The sequence below is a fragment of the Actinomadura fulvescens genome (assembly GCF_039533225.1).
In the GTDB taxonomy this organism is placed as follows: domain Bacteria; phylum Actinomycetota; class Actinomycetes; order Streptosporangiales; family Streptosporangiaceae; genus Spirillospora; species Spirillospora fulvescens.
The window spans coordinates 190,733-206,887 of sequence record NZ_BAAATD010000009.1; the positions used below are offsets into that span (position 1 = coordinate 190,733).

Consider the following 16,155-nt stretch of genomic DNA (forward strand, 5'->3'; position numbering starts at 1 on the left):
GGGATCTCCCCACATACCCACGGCGCCGGGTTTTATCCTCGCCGTGCGTCCCGTGTGGCCACTGTGACCATGCGTGCGTGCGCGGTACCTCTCGCGCCGGGCCGTACCGATCACCCCATCGGCCCCCGCTACCGTTGGTCGTACGGAAAGCTCTGACCGGCGGCCGCGCGAGCGTCCTGTTCGGGGTGTCCAGAACGTAACCCGGGGATCGCGACGTGTGAAGAGGCCTCTTACCTTTCTTCCCGGCCGGGATCGTCCCAAAGTCTTTTGTCAGCCGCTCACCAAGGAAATACGCTCGATGGCCGTGCCTGAAGAGAATTCCACCCCTGAACCGCATGAGCCGTCGTCGCGGGCCTCGCAGCCCCAGCGCGTCGCGATCGCCGAGCTGCTGCGCCGGGTCGCGCCCGTCGCCGACGAGCTCGGCGAGCGGTTCGCGGCGGCCGGGCACGAACTGGCCCTCGTCGGCGGCCCGGTGCGGGACGCCCTGCTGCGCCGTCCCGGCAAGGACGTCGACCTGACCACCGACGCGCCGCCGGACCGGGTCCTGGAGCTCATCGGCGGCTGGGCGGACTCGGTGTGGACGATCGGCATCGAGTTCGGCACGGTCGGGCTCCGCAAGCGCGGCCACGAGCTGGAGATCACGACCTATCGCAGCGAGTCGTACGATCCCAAGTCCCGCAAGCCGGAGGTCGCGTACGGCACCTCGCTCGTCGAGGACCTGCGCCGCCGCGACTTCGCGGTCAACGCCATGGCGGCGCGCCTGCCGGGGCACGAGTTCGTCGACCCGTTCGGGGGGCTGACCGACCTCCAGCGCAAGGTGCTGCGCACGCCCGGCCGCCCCGAGGACTCGTTCAGCGACGACCCGCTGCGGATGATGCGGGCGGCGCGCTTCGCCTCGCAGCTGGGCTTCACCGTGGCGCCCGACGTCGTCCAGGCCATGACCGACATGGCGGGCCGGATCGAGATCGTCTCGGCCGAACGGGTGCGCGACGAGCTCTCGAAGCTGGTTTGCGGCACCTACCCCCGGGAGGGGCTGGCCCTGCTGGTCGACACCGGCCTGGCCGCCGAGGTGCTGCCCGAGCTGCCCAAGCTGCGGCTGGAGATCGACGAGCACCACCGGCACAAGGACGTGTACGAGCACTCGCTGATCGTTCTGGAACAGGCGATCGCGCAGGAGGAGGACGGGCCCGACCTGGTCCTGCGGCTGGCGGCGCTGCTCCACGACATCGGCAAGCCGAGAACCCGCAAGTTCGAGGCGGGCGGACGGGTGTCGTTCCACCACCACGAGGTCGTGGGCGCCAAGATGACCCGCAAGCGGCTGACCGAGCTGCGCTATCCCAAGGACGTCGTCGCCGACGTGTCCCGGCTGGTCGAGCTGCACCTGCGTTTCCACGGTTACGGCACGGGCGAGTGGACCGACTCGGCCGTACGCCGGTACGTGCGCGACGCCGGGCCGCTGCTGTCGCGGCTGCACAAGCTGACCCGGGCCGACTGCACGACGCGCAACAAGCGCAAGGCCGACCGCCTGCGCCGCACGTACGACGATCTGGAGACCCGGATCGCGCGGCTCTCCGAGGAGGAGGAGCTCGCCTCGATCCGTCCCGAGGTCGACGGCAACGAGATCCAGGAGATCCTCGGCATCAAGCCGAGCCCTCTGGTCGGCAAGGCCTACCGCTACATGCTCGAACTCCGTCTCGACCGCGGTCTCATCGGCAAGGACGCCGCCGTCGGCGAGCTCCGCCGCTGGGCCGTCGAGCAAGGCATTTTGGATAAGTCAGGCACCCCTGTTGGCGCCGACCGGCCGGGCGTTGACGGCGTGGGCACAAAAGGCGTGAGTACGGACCGCACGAGCGAGGACGAAAGTTCATGATCCAGCTCAGGCTTGGCCGGATGAGCCCGCAGGAGTCCGAGCGCCTGCTGGCGTACGACCGTGAGCACGTATGGCATCCGTACGCGCCGATGCCCGGTGCCTACCCGGCCGAGCTCGTCGTCTCGGCGTCGGGGGTGCACCTGACCCTGGCGGACGGCACCGAGCTCATCGACGGCATGGCGTCCTGGTGGGCGGCCATCCACGGGCACAACCACCCGGAGCTGAACGCGGCCGTCACCCGCCAGCTGGGCAAGATGGCGCACGTGATGTTCGGTGGGCTGACCCATCCGACGGCGATCGGGCTCGCGGAGCGGCTCGTCGAGCTCAGCCCGGAGCCGCTCACCAAGGTGTTCTTCGCCGACTCCGGCTCGGTCGCGGTGGAGGTCGCGATCAAGATGGCGCTGCAGTACTGGCGTTCGCAGGGCCACTCCGGACGGCACCGCCTGCTGACGGTGCGCGGCGGCTACCACGGCGACACGTTCGGCGACATGGCCGTCTGCGACCCGGTGAACGGCATGCACCACCTCTTCACCGACGTCCTGCCGCAGCACGTCTTCGCCCCGAAACCCCCGAGCGGCTACCAGGCCGAGCCGGACGAGGCGTACCTGAGCGACCTTGCCGACCTCGTGGCCGCCCACGCGGGCGAGCTCGCGGCGATCATCGCCGAGCCCATCGCCCAGGGCGCGGGCGGCATGCGCTTCTACGCCCCCGAATACCTGCGGGCCCTGCGCGAGCTGGCGGACGAGCACGGCCTGCTGCTGATCCTCGACGAGATCGCCACCGGGTTCGGCCGTACGGGCGAGCTCTGGGGCTGCGACCACGCCGAGGTCGCGCCGGACATCATGTGCGTCGGCAAGGCCCTGACCGGCGGATACATGACCATGGCCGCGACGCTCTGCACGGACCGGGTGGCCGAGGGGATCGCCGCCGGAGACGGGGGAACGCGGGTGCTCATGCACGGCCCGACCTACATGGCCAACCCGCTGGCGGCCGCCGCCGCGAACGCCTCCATCGACCTCCTGCTCTCCCGCGACTGGCAAGAGGAGGTCGACACGATCGAGGCCCTGCTCACGGCGGGCCTGGAGGACGCCCGCGACCTTCCGGGCGTCGCCGACGTCAGGGTGCTGGGGGCGATCGGTGTCATCGAGGCACGCGAGCCGGTCGACGTTCCCGCCATCCAGAAGACCGTCATGGACCACGGCGTCTGGCTCCGCCCGTTCGGCAAGTTGATCTACGCGATGCCACCGTACGTCTGTTCCGAGGACGAGATCGGCCACATCACCGAGGCGATGTACGCCGCCGCCGAATCCCTCTAAGCCCCGCCACGCCGTCCACGCCCGCCGTCCACGCCCGCCGTTCACGCCCGCCGTCCACGCCCGCCGTGCCGTGCTGTGCGCGTCGTGCCGTGCGCGCCATGTGCGGCGTGTGTGCCGGCCATGCCCGTCCACGCGCGGCATCCGCGCTGAGCGAGCGGTCGGTCGTGGCGGGTTGACGTGCGAGGACGGGTTGTAGCTTGTAGATCATGGGGAACGCGACGCCGGGGGGCCACGACACCGCTGCGGACGACCCGTTCGTGCGCGTGCGTGGGGCGCGGGTGCACAACCTGCGGAGCGTGGACGTCGCGGTCCCGCGTGACTCCCTGGTCGCGTTCACCGGCGTGTCGGGGTCGGGGAAGTCCTCGCTGGCGTTCGGCACGCTCTACGCCGAGGCGCAGCGCCGCTTCCTGGAGTCGGTCGCGCCGTACGCCCGGCGCCTCGTCCATCAGGTCGGCGTGCCCGACGTGGACGAGATCACCGGCCTGCCGCCCGCCGTGGCGCTGGAGCAGCGCCGTTCCGTGCCGTCCTCACGTTCGTCGGTCGGGACCGTCACCACCCTCTCCAACTCGCTGCGGATGCTGGTGTCGCGCGCCGGTGACTACCCGCCCGGGGCCGAACGGCTCGACTCCGACTCGTTCTCGCCCAACACTCCCGTGGGCGCGTGCCCCAATTGCCACGGCCTCGGCATGGTGCACGACGTCACCGAAGGCTCACTGGTCCCGGACCCTTCGCTGAGCATCCGGGAGGGCGCCGTCGCCTCCTGGCCCGGTGCCTGGCAGGGCAAGAACCTGCGCGACATCCTGGCCACGCTCGGGTACGACATCGATCGCCCGTGGCGTGAGCTGGCGCAGGAGGAACGCGACTGGATCCTCTTCACCGACGAGCAGCCGGTCGTCACCGTGCATCCCGTACGTGAGGCGCATCGCATCCACCGGCCCTACCAGGGCACCTACTCCAGCGCCAAGCGGCTCGTGCTGCGTGCCTACGCCGAGTCCAAGAATGAGAGCAGACGCCGGAAGGCGGCCGAGTTCCTGGTGAGTACGGTGTGCCCGGTCTGCGAGGGGCACCGCCTCAAACCCGAGGCGCTGGCGGTCACGTTCGCCGGCCGTACGATCTCCGAGCTCGCGGCGCTTCCGCTGATCGCGCTCGCCGGCCTCCTCCGGCCGTACGCGGACGAAGGCGGCGGCGGTCCGGCGACGGTGCTGGCGCGGGAGCTCGTCGGTCGCATCGAGGTGCTGCTGGAGCTCGGCCTGGGCTATCTGAGCACCGACCGGTCCAGCCCCACGCTCTCCGCCGGTGAACTCCAGCGGCTACGGCTGGCCACCCAGCTGCGCTCGGGCCTCTTCGGGGTGGTGTACGTGCTCGACGAGCCGTCCGCGGGCCTGCATCCGGCCGACGCCGAAGCGCTGATGCCGGTACTCCGGCGGCTCAAGGCGGCGGGCAACAGCGTCTTCATGGTCGAACACGATCTGGACGTGGTCCGCCGGGCCGACTGGGTCGTGGACGTCGGCCCGCTCGCCGGAACGCACGGAGGCCGGATCCTCTACAGCGGGCCTGTCGAGGGACTGCAAGATGTCGAGGCGTCCGCTACCCGCCGCTATCTCTTCGGCGAGGCGGAACGGCCGTCGCGTACGCCTCGTTCACCCGCCGGATGGATGAAGCTTCGCGGCGTCACCCGCCACAACCTCCGCGACCTCGACGTGGACGTGCCGCTGGGCGCCTTCACGGCGGTCACCGGCGTCTCCGGCTCCGGCAAGTCGACCTTGATCGAGGTACTGGCCGAGGCTGCGGCCGTCGGGCGGGTCGTGCGGGTGGATCAGCAGCCGATCGGCCGTACGCCGCGCTCCAACCTGGCCACCTACACCGGGCTCTTCGACGCGGTGCGCAAGGTGTTCGCAGCGACGGACGAGGCCAGAGCGCGTGGCTACGATGCCGGGCGGTTCTCGTTCAACGTGGCGGGCGGGCGCTGCGAGACGTGCCAAGGCGAGGGTCATGTCTCGGTGGAACTGCTCTTCCTGCCGACCACGTACGCGCCCTGCCCGGACTGTCACGGTGCCCGCTACAACCCGCCGACTCTGGAGATCACCTACCGGGGCGTGACCATCGCGGGCGTGCTCGACCTGACCGTGGACGAGGCGACCGGGTTCCTCGCCGATGTGGCCGCCGCAGCCCGTTCGCTCCGTACCTTGCAGGAGGTCGGCCTCGGCTACCTGCGGCTGGGACAACCCGCGACCGAGCTGTCCGGCGGCGAGGCACAGCGGATCAAGCTGGCCACCGAACTGCAGCGGACCAGGCGTTCCGGCGTTCTCTACCTGTTGGACGAACCCACCACCGGCCTGCATCCGGCGGACACCGACGTGCTGATGCGCCAGCTCCACGCCCTCGTCGACGGCGGCAGCACGGTGGTCGTCGTGGAGCACGACCTCGACGTGGTGGCCGCCGCCGATCACGTGATCGACCTGGGTCCGGGCGGCGGCGACGAGGGCGGGCAGATCGTGGCCCAAGGGACGCCGCGCGAGGTCGCGGCCTGTCCGGACAGCCTCACCGCGACGTATCTGCGGGCTAGGTGCTAGGTCGTCCTCAGCGGATGGCGGGTGATGCGGGAGGTCACGGTCCGGTAGGCGACGGCGCTGAGGGCGTACGCGACGATGACCAGGGCCAGGGTCGGGTACGAGACACCGTCGGAAGGAAGCCAGGTTGCTGCGGCTGCGGCTGCGGCGGCGAACGTGGCGTTGAAGAGCATGTCGTAGACGGCGAACACCCGGCCGCGATAGGCGTCGTCGATCGTTTCCTGGAGGATCGTGTCGACGCAGAGCTTGACCCCCTGCGACACCACCCCCAGGGCGAAGGCTCCGGCCGCCCAGGCGGGCTCGGTGAACGACATGCCGAGTGCCAGCAGGGCCCCCGAACCTCCGGCGAGCAGCCAGACGATCCAGGCCTGTTTGCTGATCCGCCGCACGACCGGCGGGGTGATCAGCGCCGCCGCGAAGTAACCGGCCCCGGAGACCCCCAGCATCAGCGCGAACTTGCCCAGGCCGGCGTCGGCGTCGGTGGTGAAGTGGTTGCGGCAGAGCAGCAGCGTCATGATCAGGATGACGCCGTACACGAACCGGTGGAACGAGATCGCGCCGAGCGCCAGGGCCGCGGAGGGCCGGTCCCGGATGTGCCTGGCCCCGTCGGCGAGGCCGTGCACGACGTTCCCCAGCGCGTCCCGCGTCTGCGCCGCGACCTCGTCCAGGTGAGGCCCGAGGCGACCGCGCGGCAGGCTCGTCGCGACGACGCCCGCCAGCAGGAAGAGCCCGGCCGCGCAGAGGAGGATGAGCGCGGTGCCGCTATGACCCGCGCCGAACACCTGCCGCAGCAGATACCCCACACCGGCGCCGAGGAACGCCACGATCGTCCCCGAGGTGACCGCGAACGCGTTGGCGGTGACCAGATGGTCACGGCGCACCACGTGCGGCAGCGCGGCGGACAGCGCCGCCAGGAAGAACCGGTTGACCCCGAGCACGAGCAACACGCCCAGGAAGAACGGAAGGCCGTCATTGCCGGAGGCCACCAGCCCGGCGACCGCGACCACCATCAGCGCCCGCACGATCGGTGTCCACAGCAGGATCTGGCGCCGCTGCCACCGGTCGATGAAGACACCCGCGAACGGACCGAGGGCCGAGTAGGGCAGCAGGGTCACGGCGAACGCGGCGGCGGCCTTGCCGGCGGACGTCTGCCGTTCGGGCGAGAAGAACACCCATCCCGCCAGCGCCACCTGGAACAGACCGTCGGTGAGTTGCGAGACCAGGCGCGTCGCGTACAGCCGCCGGAAATCCCGCCCCCGCAGGATCACCCGCAACTCACTGGCCCTCACCAGATCACCCTACGCGCGTTCCTCACCTCCCAGACCCGGGCGGTATCCGCTCCATTCAGGTACCGCACCGGTGTATCTGAGCTGCACCGGTCTCAATGCCGCACCGCTTGGACCATGGCCGGAGCCCAGCCGTAGCTTGGCGAGCTCAGGCTGCAGCGGGGGCCTGGACTCCTGGAGGTTTGGTGCTGTCGCGCGAGCCTGTGTCGCGGGGGGCTCAGTGCGGTAGCGCGGACTGCGGCGCGGGTGGTTCGGTGCTGTGGCACGGGCCTGTAGCACGGGGTTTGGTGCTGTGGCGCGCGAGCCTGTGGGCAGGGCTCGGCGCTGCGGCGCGGGCCTGCGGGGGTGGGGCTCAGTGCTGGTGCTGTGCGCGGGCCTGTGGTGCGGCGTTCGGTGCTGTAGCGCGCGGCCTGCGGGCAGGACTCGCTGCTGTAGCGCGGGCCTGCGGGGGCAGGGCTCGGTGCTGGTGCTGTGGCGCGAGCCTGTGGGCAGGGCTCGGTGCTGTGGCGCGGGCCTGCGGGGGCAAGGCTCGGTGCTGGTGCTGTGGCGCGCGAGCCTGTGGGCAGGGCTCGGCGCTGCGGCGCGGGCCTGCGGGGCAGGGCTCGGTGCTGCAGCGCGAGCCGGCGGGGCGGCGTTCGGCGCTCGTGGCGCGGGGCTGTGGCGTGGGGCTTTGGCGCGGTGGCCGGGCTTGCATGCGGTGTGGGCGCGGTCAGGGGCGGACGGCTATGGCGTCGATTTCGAACTTCATGCCGGGGAGAGCGAGGGCGGCGACACCGTTGAGGGTCTGCGTGGGGGGCTCGCCACCCCAGATCTCTCCGATGTGACGGCCGAGGATCTCCAGCTTGGCGAGGTCGTGGTCGACGATGTACGTGCGCAGCTGGACGACGTGCTCGTAGTCCAGGCCGACGGCCCTGAGGGCGGTGCGCAGGTTGGCGAGGGACAGCCTGACCTGTTCGGCGAAGTCGGCCGTGGGCACCTCGCCGTTCCCGTCGGACGCGTACTGGCCGGCGATGAAGACCAGGCCGCCGGAGGTCTCGGCGACGTGGCTGTAGCCGAAACGCACCGGGTCGTGGAGCTCGCTCGGGTTGACGATGGTGTGCGACATCGTTGTCCACCTTTCTGGAGGTTAGATATCCAGGATAGCCGTCCAGGGTCGCGCCTGGTGGTGATCTGGGCCACGCTTCAGGAGGCCAGCCAGAGCCGGGTGTAGTCGTACCCGGTGGCCGTCGGCAGATAGCGGGCGCCGCGCACCCGGGCGGAACGGAAGATCGGAAGAGCCCGGTTGAGGAGCGGGATGACGGCCGCGTCCTCCATGATCTTCTGATCGGCGAGCTGCCAGTAGCCGGCGGCGCGGCCCTGGTCCGATGCCGTGAGTGCACTGTCGATGAGGGCGTTGACCTGGGGGTTGTCGTAGCCGCCGAAGTTGGTCGAGTTGGGCCCGTACGTACGGCCGTCGAACAACGGCTGGATGAGAGAACGGCCGTTGTTGCCGTACCAGTCGGGCGTCCAGCCCGGAGCGGCGATGTCCCAGACGCCGTCACGGGCCTTGGCCGGATCGGCGAGCGTCTTGCCGTAGTAGTTGCCCCCCGTGTCCGGAATGAGCTCGGCCTTCACGCCACAGGCACCGAGACTCTCCTTGATCGACTCGGCGATGCGCTTGTGCGTGCCCTGGACGCGGTAGGGGAACTTCAACGTGAGGTCCTTGGGCGCCCCCGCCTTGGCGAGCAGGAGACGGCACCTGACCGGGTCGCCGCTCTCGCCCGGCGTCGCGTAGCGATTGGAGGCGAAGTGGCCGGCGTTGCCCGGCGGGATGATGGTGTGCAGCGGCTCGGCCACCTCCGGGCCGCCGACGATCTTGATGAGCGTCGTCCGGTCGACCGCGTACTGCAGCGCCTGCCGTACCTCACGCCTGGCCAGCGCGCCGCCGCCCGTCCGGCCACGGGTGTTGAACACCAGGTACGGACTGCTGCTCGGCGTGTCCCGGATGGCGAACCGGTCGTCCTGCGACCCCCGCAGGCGGGAGATCGCCGTGACCGGCACCGGCTGGTCCCACGAAAGGTCGGCGGTGCCCTGTTCGAGTTGCTGCTGAACGGTGTCGGGCGAGTCCTGGCCGAGAGTGAGCTGGATCTTCTCGACATGACGCTCGCGCAGCGGGTCGGTCTCCTGCCGCCAGGCCGGATTGTGGCTCAGCACGTACGAGAGGCCAGGCTTGTAGGACGTGATCTGGTACGGGCCGTTGGAGATCGTGTGCTGCCGGAACTCGGGGCTGTCGGGCACGTACGCGTCGTACTCCTTCGGCGCGGCGGCGGTGAACTGCAGCGTGAGCAGGTTGAGGAAGTCGCTCGCCGGCCGGCGCAGCTTGAAGACGAGGGTGTCGTCGCCCTTGGCCTGGACGCCGGGGATCGCGTGCTTGTTCTGGTACGCGGCGATGGTGTCGGCGTCCTTCGCGTTCACCTTGGCGAAGCCTCGGCAGTAGCCGTCCATCCCGCGGATCGTGGACACGTAGTAGGCGAGGCCTCCCGCCGGGGAGGCCGGATTGCACAGCCTCTCGATCCCGCGGACGAAGTCGGCCGCGACCACCGGCCTGGGCGGGCGCGTGTTCCACCGGACGCCCTCGCGGAGTTTGATCGTGTACGTACGGCCGTCCTTGCTGATGCCGCCGTTCTCCTTGCTCGGCACCCTGGCCGCGACGTCGGCCTGCACCGGCACGGTCTCCTTGAACTCGTTGGACGCCCGCGTACCGAAGAGGGTCCGCGCGTACGTGCGGTTGAGGCCGTGCGCGCCGGTGCTGTTGGCGCTGGCGGTGTCGAGGTGGTCGACGTCGGACGACCCGATGATCCGGAGAGTGCCGCCGTCGCGTGGCGGCCCAGCGTTCGTGCCCTCGGAGTCGCCGCCACCACCGCCGCAGCCCGTCAGCCCCATCGCGAGCCCCAGCAGCCCCGCGGTCGCCCTTCGTGCCTCGCCTGCCATCCCCGTTCCTCCACAGACCGACCGGCCCACGGGCGGCCTCTCCGGCGACCCCGCCCGTGAGCACTCGACCATCACCGGCGGTGCCAGAGTAGGGCCAGAGCGTGACAACGGCCGCTACATCACCATTTCCTTATAGAAGTAAGGACGCCCTGACAGTGCTGTCCACTGTCAGGGCGTCCTTGGGTGTGTTTTGTGACCAGCCTCTCAGTCCCGTCCGGGACCGGAGGGGCCGCCGTCAGCGGCTCCGGCCGTTCAGCGGCTGCCTGCGGCTCCGGTCGTTCAGCGCTCGACGTCGCCGCGGATGAACGCCTCGACGGCGTCGCGGGCCTGGTCGTCGTTGTACTGCTCCGGCGGCGACTTCATGAAGTAGGAGCTGGCCGACAGGATCGGGCCGCCGATGCCGCGGTCCTTGGCGATCTTGGCGGCGCGCACCGCGTCGATGATGACGCCGGCCGAGTTGGGGGAGTCCCAGACCTCGAGCTTGTACTCCAGGTTGAGCGGCGTGTCGCCGAAGGACTTGCCCTCCAGGCGGACGTAGGCCCACTTGCGGTCGTCGAGCCACGGCACGTGGTCGGACGGGCCGATGTGCACGTCGGCCTTGGCCATCTCGTGCGGGATCTGGGACGTGACCGACTGGGTCTTGGAGATCTTCTTGGACTGGAGGCGCTTGCGCTCCAGCATGTTCATGAAGTCCATGTTGCCGCCGAAGTTGAGCTGGTACGTGCGCAGCAGCTCAACGCCGCGGTCCTCGAACAGCTTGGCCATCACGCGGTGCGTGATGGTCGCGCCGACCTGGGACTTGATGTCGTCGCCGACGATCGGGACACCGGCGTCGGTGAACTTCTGGGCCCACTCGGGGTCGCTGGCGATGAACACCGGCAGGGCGTTGACGAAGGCGACCTTGGCGTCGAGGGCGCACTGGGCGTAGAAGCGGTCGGCCTCTTCCGAGCCCACCGGCAGGTAGGACACCAGCACGTCGACCTGCGCGTCCTTGAGCGCCTGCACGACGTCGACCGGCTGGGCGTCGGACTCCTCGACCATGTCGAGGTAGTACTCGCCGAGGCCGTCGAAGGTGTGGCCGCGCTGGACGATGATGCCGGTCGGCGGGACGTCGGCGAACTTGATGGTGTTGTTCTCGCTCGCGTGGATGGCCTCGGACAGGTCCATGCCGACCTTCTTCGCGTCCACGTCGAAGGCCGCGACGAACTCCACGTCACCGACGTGGTAGTCGCCGAACTGAACGTGCATCAGGCCGGGGACTCGCGTCTCGGGGGCCGCGTCCTTGTAGAACTCGACACCTTGGACGAGCGAAGAGGCGCAGTTGCCCACACCCACGATGGCTACGCGCACCGAACCCATCCGGTTGCTCCATTCTCTCTTGCGGAACATGTGGTGTGTTTCACCCGACCCCGAGGGGAATGCGGAACCGCGGTCAGCGGCCCGTCTCCCGAGGCATGTCCTGAGTCGTATTCGAAGTCTGTGCTTGCTCTTGCTGTGATTGCCGATCCTGCTCCGCCCGCTCGCGCCCGATGAGCTCGTTGAGCCACCTGACCTCGCGTTCGACGGACTCGAGCCCGTGGTTCTGCAGCTCGAGGGTGTAGCTGTCCACCCGCTCACGGGTGCGCGCCAGCGCGGCACGGACGCCCTCCAGGCGTTCCTCCAGCCGGCTGCGCCGCCCTTCGAGGATCCGCAGCCGGACGTCGGCGCGGGTGTGCGAGAAGAAGGCGAAGTGCACGCCGAACCCCTCGTCCTCCCAGGACGCCGGCCCGGCCTCGGTGAGGAGCTGCTGCAGCCGCTCCTTGCCCTCGGCGGTGAGCTTGTAGACGATCTTTGAGCGCCGGCTCTGGAGTGCCAGCGGCACGGTCGGCTCCTCCGGCCGGTCCTCCATGATCAGCCCGTTGGCGAGGAGCTGCTTGAGGCACGGGTAGAGCGAGCCGTACGAGAAGGCGCGGAACATGCCCAGCAGGGTGTTGAGCCGCTTGCGCAGCTCGTAGCCGTGCATCGGGGACTCGTGCAGCAGGCCGAGCACGGCGAGCTCGAGCACGCCTTGTCCCTTCCTACTGCTCATGTTCCACTCCCGTAGAGCCGATGTCTCGACTTGATGTATCGACCGAATGTATCGACTCGATACATCTGAAAGATACGTACCGGTGCCCGTCCTGGCAAGTCGAGGCCCGCCGCGCCCCGTAAGTGATCTTCCAAAGGGCGGATCAGAGCCGTACTCTGCTGGCATGTGGGGTCGGAGCAACCGCCCATGAGACCGAGGCTGGTCGTGGACTACGGCCTCGCGAAACGAGCGGCCCTGGCCGAGTTGCGCGCCGGCGCACTGACCAGGGACGAGGCCTGTGACGCCCACCCCTATCTCCTGCGCGCCGCCAGGTACCACGGCGAACCCACCGACAAGCCCTGTCCGATCTGCGGCCGCGAGCACCTCACCCACGTCACCTATGTTTACGGAGACGAACTGGGCCGTTACGAGGGCAGGGTCAAGGCGACTGCCGATCTTGCTGAGATGGACCGTGAATACGGAGAATTCAGGGTCTATGTGGTCGAAGTGTGCCAGGGTTGCGCCTGGAATCACTTGTCGGTGTCATACGTCCTCGGCCATGGGCACGAGCCCCGCAGCCAGCGGGGATAGCTCCCAGGCGGCCTCGCGACCAGCGAGGACGGCCCATGTCAGGGCGTCACAACCGTGCACGGCAGTAACCCGCTCACCAGCCTGCACAGTACTCTTCGGACGACGCACCAGCCGTTACCCCCGTTGATGAGGTCGCGTGAGTAATCCAAGCCAGCCCCGACCAGAACCCGGGTCGCCGCGGCCGGGCGGGCAGCAGCACCCCCGCCCCGGCCAGCCAGGTGGCGTTCCCGCCCGGCCGGGAGCCCCCCAGTCCTCCGCCCTGCCCGGCCGCCCCGGCGCGCCGGGCCGTCCTGGGGCGCCCGGCGCTCCAGTCGGACGTCCCGGGGGCCCCGACGGTTCCGGACAGCCGAACGGCCTCGGCCGTCCCGGCGGCGCAGCGCGCCCGGGTGCCGCGGGCAACGGCCGCCCGAACCCACCCGGCCGCCCGAACCCACCCGGCCGTCCAGGTGCTCCAGGACGCCCTGGCGCCCCGGCCCGCGCGGCAGGAGCGGGCGCGGCGGCAGGCGCAGCGTCCCGCGCTGAGGCCCCACCGCGTCCCGGAGGCCGCCCCGGCGGCCCCGGAAGGCTGGGCGGCCCCAACGGCCGCCCGAACGGCCGCCCGAACGGCCGAGGCCCAGGCGGCCCCGGAGGCCGTGGCCCCGGCGGGCCAGGTGGCCCCGGAGGCCGTGGCCCCGGCGGACCAGGTGGCCCCACTGGCTTCGACGCCCCCAAGAACCCGACCGAACGCACCGGCTGGAAGCGGATTCTGCTCGGCCCAGGGGTGAAGCGGCAAGGCTGGCGTCGCTACCTGCCTCCGTGGCGAGCGGTGGTCGGCGTCATGCTCCTCGGCTTCGCGGCCCTCTGCACCATGATCGCCGTCGCCTACGCCCAGACTCCGCTTCCTCAAAAGCCCACGAACACGGGTGTCGACGACCAGGCTTCGATCTTCTACTACGCCGGCGGCAAGAAGGAGATCGGCCGGATCGGCAAGAAGCGGCAGATCGTACAGCTGGGCGGGCAGGGCGAGAAGCCCACGAAGGACAAAGTGCCGGACTTCGTCCAGGACGCCGTGCTCGCCGCCGAGAACCGGAGCTTCCACAGCGACAAGCGCGGTATCTCGATCAAGGGCACTGCGCGGGCTGTGTGGGTCAACCTCACCGGTGGCCGGGGCGGTGGCTCCACGATCACCCAGCAGCTGGCCAAGAACCACTACTCCGACGTCGACAACCGGACGATGAGCCGGAAGTTCAAAGAGCTCTTCATCTCGATGAAGCTTGAAGAGAGGTATGAGAAGGACGAAATCCTAGGGCTCTACCTCAACACCATCTACTTCGGTCGCGATACCTATGGTGTCCAAGCCGCCTCCCGCGAATACTTCAAGAAGAACGTGTGGGAGCTCAGGCCTGATCAGGCGGCCTTCCTCGGCGGACTCATCCAGAACCCCAACCGGGACCCGTCCGAGGCCAAGAACAAGGCCTGGATCAAGGAGCGGTACGAGTACACGCTCAACGGCCTCGTCACCATGGACAAGATGGACTCCGCGCAGGCGGCCGCCTACAAGGCGAAGGGACTGCCCCGCTACTACAGCGCGGGTGCGTCCGGTGATCTGTTCGGCGGGCAAAAGGGTTACATGCTCATGCGCGCCAAGCTGGAGCTCGAGCGTCAGGGCATCACCAGCAAGCAGCTGACCACCCAGGGGCTCCGCGTCTACACGACCTTCGACCCGGCGATGATGGTGGCCGCCAAGCGCGCGGCGGAGCAGACAGTCCCTCAGGTGAATCCGAAGAAGCTGGCGAAGAAGAAGATCCGGGTCGGTCTGATCTCGGTGGACTCGAAGACCGGGAAGGTGCGGGCTTTCTACGGTGGGCCCGACTACCTCGACCAGGCGTTCGACAACGTCTGGCAGGGGTCCGCCCAGGCCGGTTCTGCGATGAAGCCGTACGTTCTCGCCACCGCTCTCAAGAAGGGTTACAGCCTCCAGAGCCTGGTCGACGGCCGGTCGATGGTGCCGATCGACACGCAGGGCAATATCACGCCGGGCGGCGTGAAGTTCCGGACCGGTCACGCGAAGCCTGCGATGAACCTGATCGAGGCGACGCAGTGGTCCAACAACACGGCGTTCGTCCAGCTCGGCTTCAAGGTCGGTTCCGACGACGTCTTCAAGACGGCGACGGACGCCGGCATCGCGAGCACGCTCCTGAAGGGTCACAAGGGCGGCGCCGGAATGTTCCTGGGCGCGAACGACATTCGGCCCGTCGAACAGGCGGCGGGCTACGCCGCGTTCGCCAACGGCGGCACCTACCATCAGCCGCGCGTGATCGAGAAGGTGCTGAAGCCCGACAACAAGACCACGTTCAAGGAACTCAAGTGGGAGAAGCGTCAGGTCTTCGATGAGACCGTAGCGGCGAAGGCGACCCACGCCATGCGCAGGGTCGTCACCGGCGGTACCGCGACGGCGGCGCGGCTTCCCGACCGTGAGGCGGCCGGCAAGACCGGAACGACCGACCACAACGTGGCCACCTGGTTCGTCGGCTACGTGCCGCAGCTCTCCACCGCCGTCACGTTGTTCAACGACAACTACGACAAGACGTTGAAGCGGAAGAAGTCCCTCATCCTTCCCGGCATCGGGGAGGTCGAGGGTGGCTCCATCCCGGCGAAGATCTGGCGCAGCTTTATGGTCGACGCGACCAGGAAGATGAGCCCGGAGCCGTTCCCGCAGGCGACGATGGACGGCACCGTCTACAAGTACGCCCAGCTGCCCAAGAAGAAGAAAGAGGGCGACGAGAAGCCCAAGTGGTGCGAGCACCCGATGTTCAAGGACCACCCGCGCTGCAAGGACGACGGTGAACCGGGCGACCCGGGTGACCCTGGCAACAAGCCGCCGTGCCAGACGCCCATCCCGAACGGGAACTGCGACCCCAGGAAGCCGCCGAGCCCGAATCCGCCGCGGTGGTGGTGCGCCACGAACCCCGACCTGGCGCAGCAGTACCCGTCCTGCCGCCGAGGCGGCGGTGACGATGGCGGCAATGGGGGCGACCAAGACCCGCCCTTCCCGCAACAATCGCAGCGGGCGGCCTTCTTTCTCCCGTACACCCCCCGATCTGAGGAGTGACGGAGGCCATCGGCTGTAGCGGCTGACGGATTGCGGGCTGGATGTGAGTGTGGCGGGTCTCCATGGTGGAGGCCCGCCACGCCTGCTTTGGCGGTGATGAACCGCCTGTGGGGTGAGTTGCGTACCGGAGGTTGAGGATCGCCCGCGGAGTCGGCTGCGCTTGCTCCGAGGGGTGCAGGTCAGGGCAAACGTGTGCGTTTTGGCTGTTCAAGCGGTCCTTTGAAAGGCGAGCCGAGCACGGCGGTCACACCGTAACCGGCGTGCGCAGTACTCTCGGACGACGCAGAGCCGTACCCCAGTCGAACGAGGATGCGTGTGAGTTACCCAAGCCCGTACGGACCGGACTACGGAGAGAACTCAGGAAGAAAGGGTTCATACCGCCCGGGCAGGGCGGGCATGCCTGCGAGGAACTCC

At 69.2% G+C, this 16,155-nt stretch carries 10 protein-coding genes; 5 read left to right on the top strand and 5 right to left on the bottom strand.

Annotation, left to right across the window (positions count from 1 at the left end):
- The first annotated feature begins 298 nt into the window (after positions 1-298).
- From ABD333_RS30690 to ABD333_RS30700, 3 genes are all read left to right on the top strand, one after another.
- The gene (locus ABD333_RS30690; protein WP_344546016.1) at positions 299-1,870 is read left to right on the top strand and encodes a CCA tRNA nucleotidyltransferase; all 1,572 of its coding nucleotides are present in this window, start codon (positions 299-301) and stop codon (positions 1,868-1,870) included.
- Entirely contained in the window at positions 1,867-3,186 is a 1,320-nt protein-coding gene (locus tag ABD333_RS30695; protein WP_344546017.1) for an adenosylmethionine--8-amino-7-oxononanoate transaminase, read from the top strand. Before ABD333_RS30690 ends, ABD333_RS30695 begins: the two co-directional genes overlap by 4 nt.
- A 206-nt stretch (positions 3,187-3,392) precedes the next feature.
- Positions 3,393-5,759 (top strand): ATP-binding cassette domain-containing protein, encoded by a 2,367-nt coding sequence (locus ABD333_RS30700; RefSeq protein ID WP_344546018.1) that lies wholly within the window; start codon positions 3,393-3,395, stop codon positions 5,757-5,759.
- Here ABD333_RS30700 and ABD333_RS30705 read toward each other — a convergent pair.
- The 5 genes from ABD333_RS30705 to ABD333_RS30725 form a co-directional block, all read right to left on the bottom strand.
- Positions 5,756-7,045 (bottom strand): MFS transporter, encoded by a 1,290-nt coding sequence (locus ABD333_RS30705; RefSeq protein WP_344546019.1) that lies wholly within the window; start codon positions 7,043-7,045, stop codon positions 5,756-5,758. The two genes, ABD333_RS30700 and ABD333_RS30705, sit on opposite strands and share 4 nt — an antisense overlap.
- Before the next feature lie 706 nt (positions 7,046-7,751).
- On the bottom strand, positions 7,752-8,147 hold the full coding sequence (locus ABD333_RS30710) for a RidA family protein (protein WP_344546020.1): 396 nt from the start codon (positions 8,145-8,147) through the stop codon (positions 7,752-7,754).
- A 77-nt stretch (positions 8,148-8,224) separates the two neighbouring features.
- Positions 8,225-10,012: an ABC transporter substrate-binding protein gene (locus tag ABD333_RS30715; protein ID WP_344546021.1), complete on the bottom strand. Its 1,788-nt coding sequence runs from the start codon at positions 10,010-10,012 to the stop codon at positions 8,225-8,227.
- A gap of 279 nt (positions 10,013-10,291) precedes the next feature.
- A complete protein-coding gene (locus ABD333_RS30720) occupies positions 10,292-11,371 on the bottom strand; it encodes an inositol-3-phosphate synthase (protein WP_344546022.1) in 1,080 nt (359 codons plus the stop codon).
- A 73-nt stretch (positions 11,372-11,444) separates the two neighbouring features.
- Positions 11,445-12,080, bottom strand: coding sequence for a PadR family transcriptional regulator (locus tag ABD333_RS30725; RefSeq protein WP_344546023.1), 636 nt, complete (start codon positions 12,078-12,080; stop codon positions 11,445-11,447).
- A 186-nt stretch (positions 12,081-12,266) separates the two neighbouring features.
- On the opposite strand from ABD333_RS30725, the gene ABD333_RS30730 reads away from it, so the two are divergent.
- Together ABD333_RS30730 and ABD333_RS30735 are read left to right on the top strand one after the other, a co-directional pair.
- Positions 12,267-12,650: a DUF5318 family protein gene (locus ABD333_RS30730; RefSeq protein ID WP_344546024.1), complete on the top strand. Its 384-nt coding sequence runs from the start codon at positions 12,267-12,269 to the stop codon at positions 12,648-12,650.
- A 760-nt stretch (positions 12,651-13,410) separates the two neighbouring features.
- On the top strand, positions 13,411-15,741 hold the full coding sequence (locus ABD333_RS30735) for a transglycosylase domain-containing protein (RefSeq protein WP_344546025.1): 2,331 nt from the start codon (positions 13,411-13,413) through the stop codon (positions 15,739-15,741).
- Positions 15,742-16,155 lie beyond the last annotated feature (414 nt).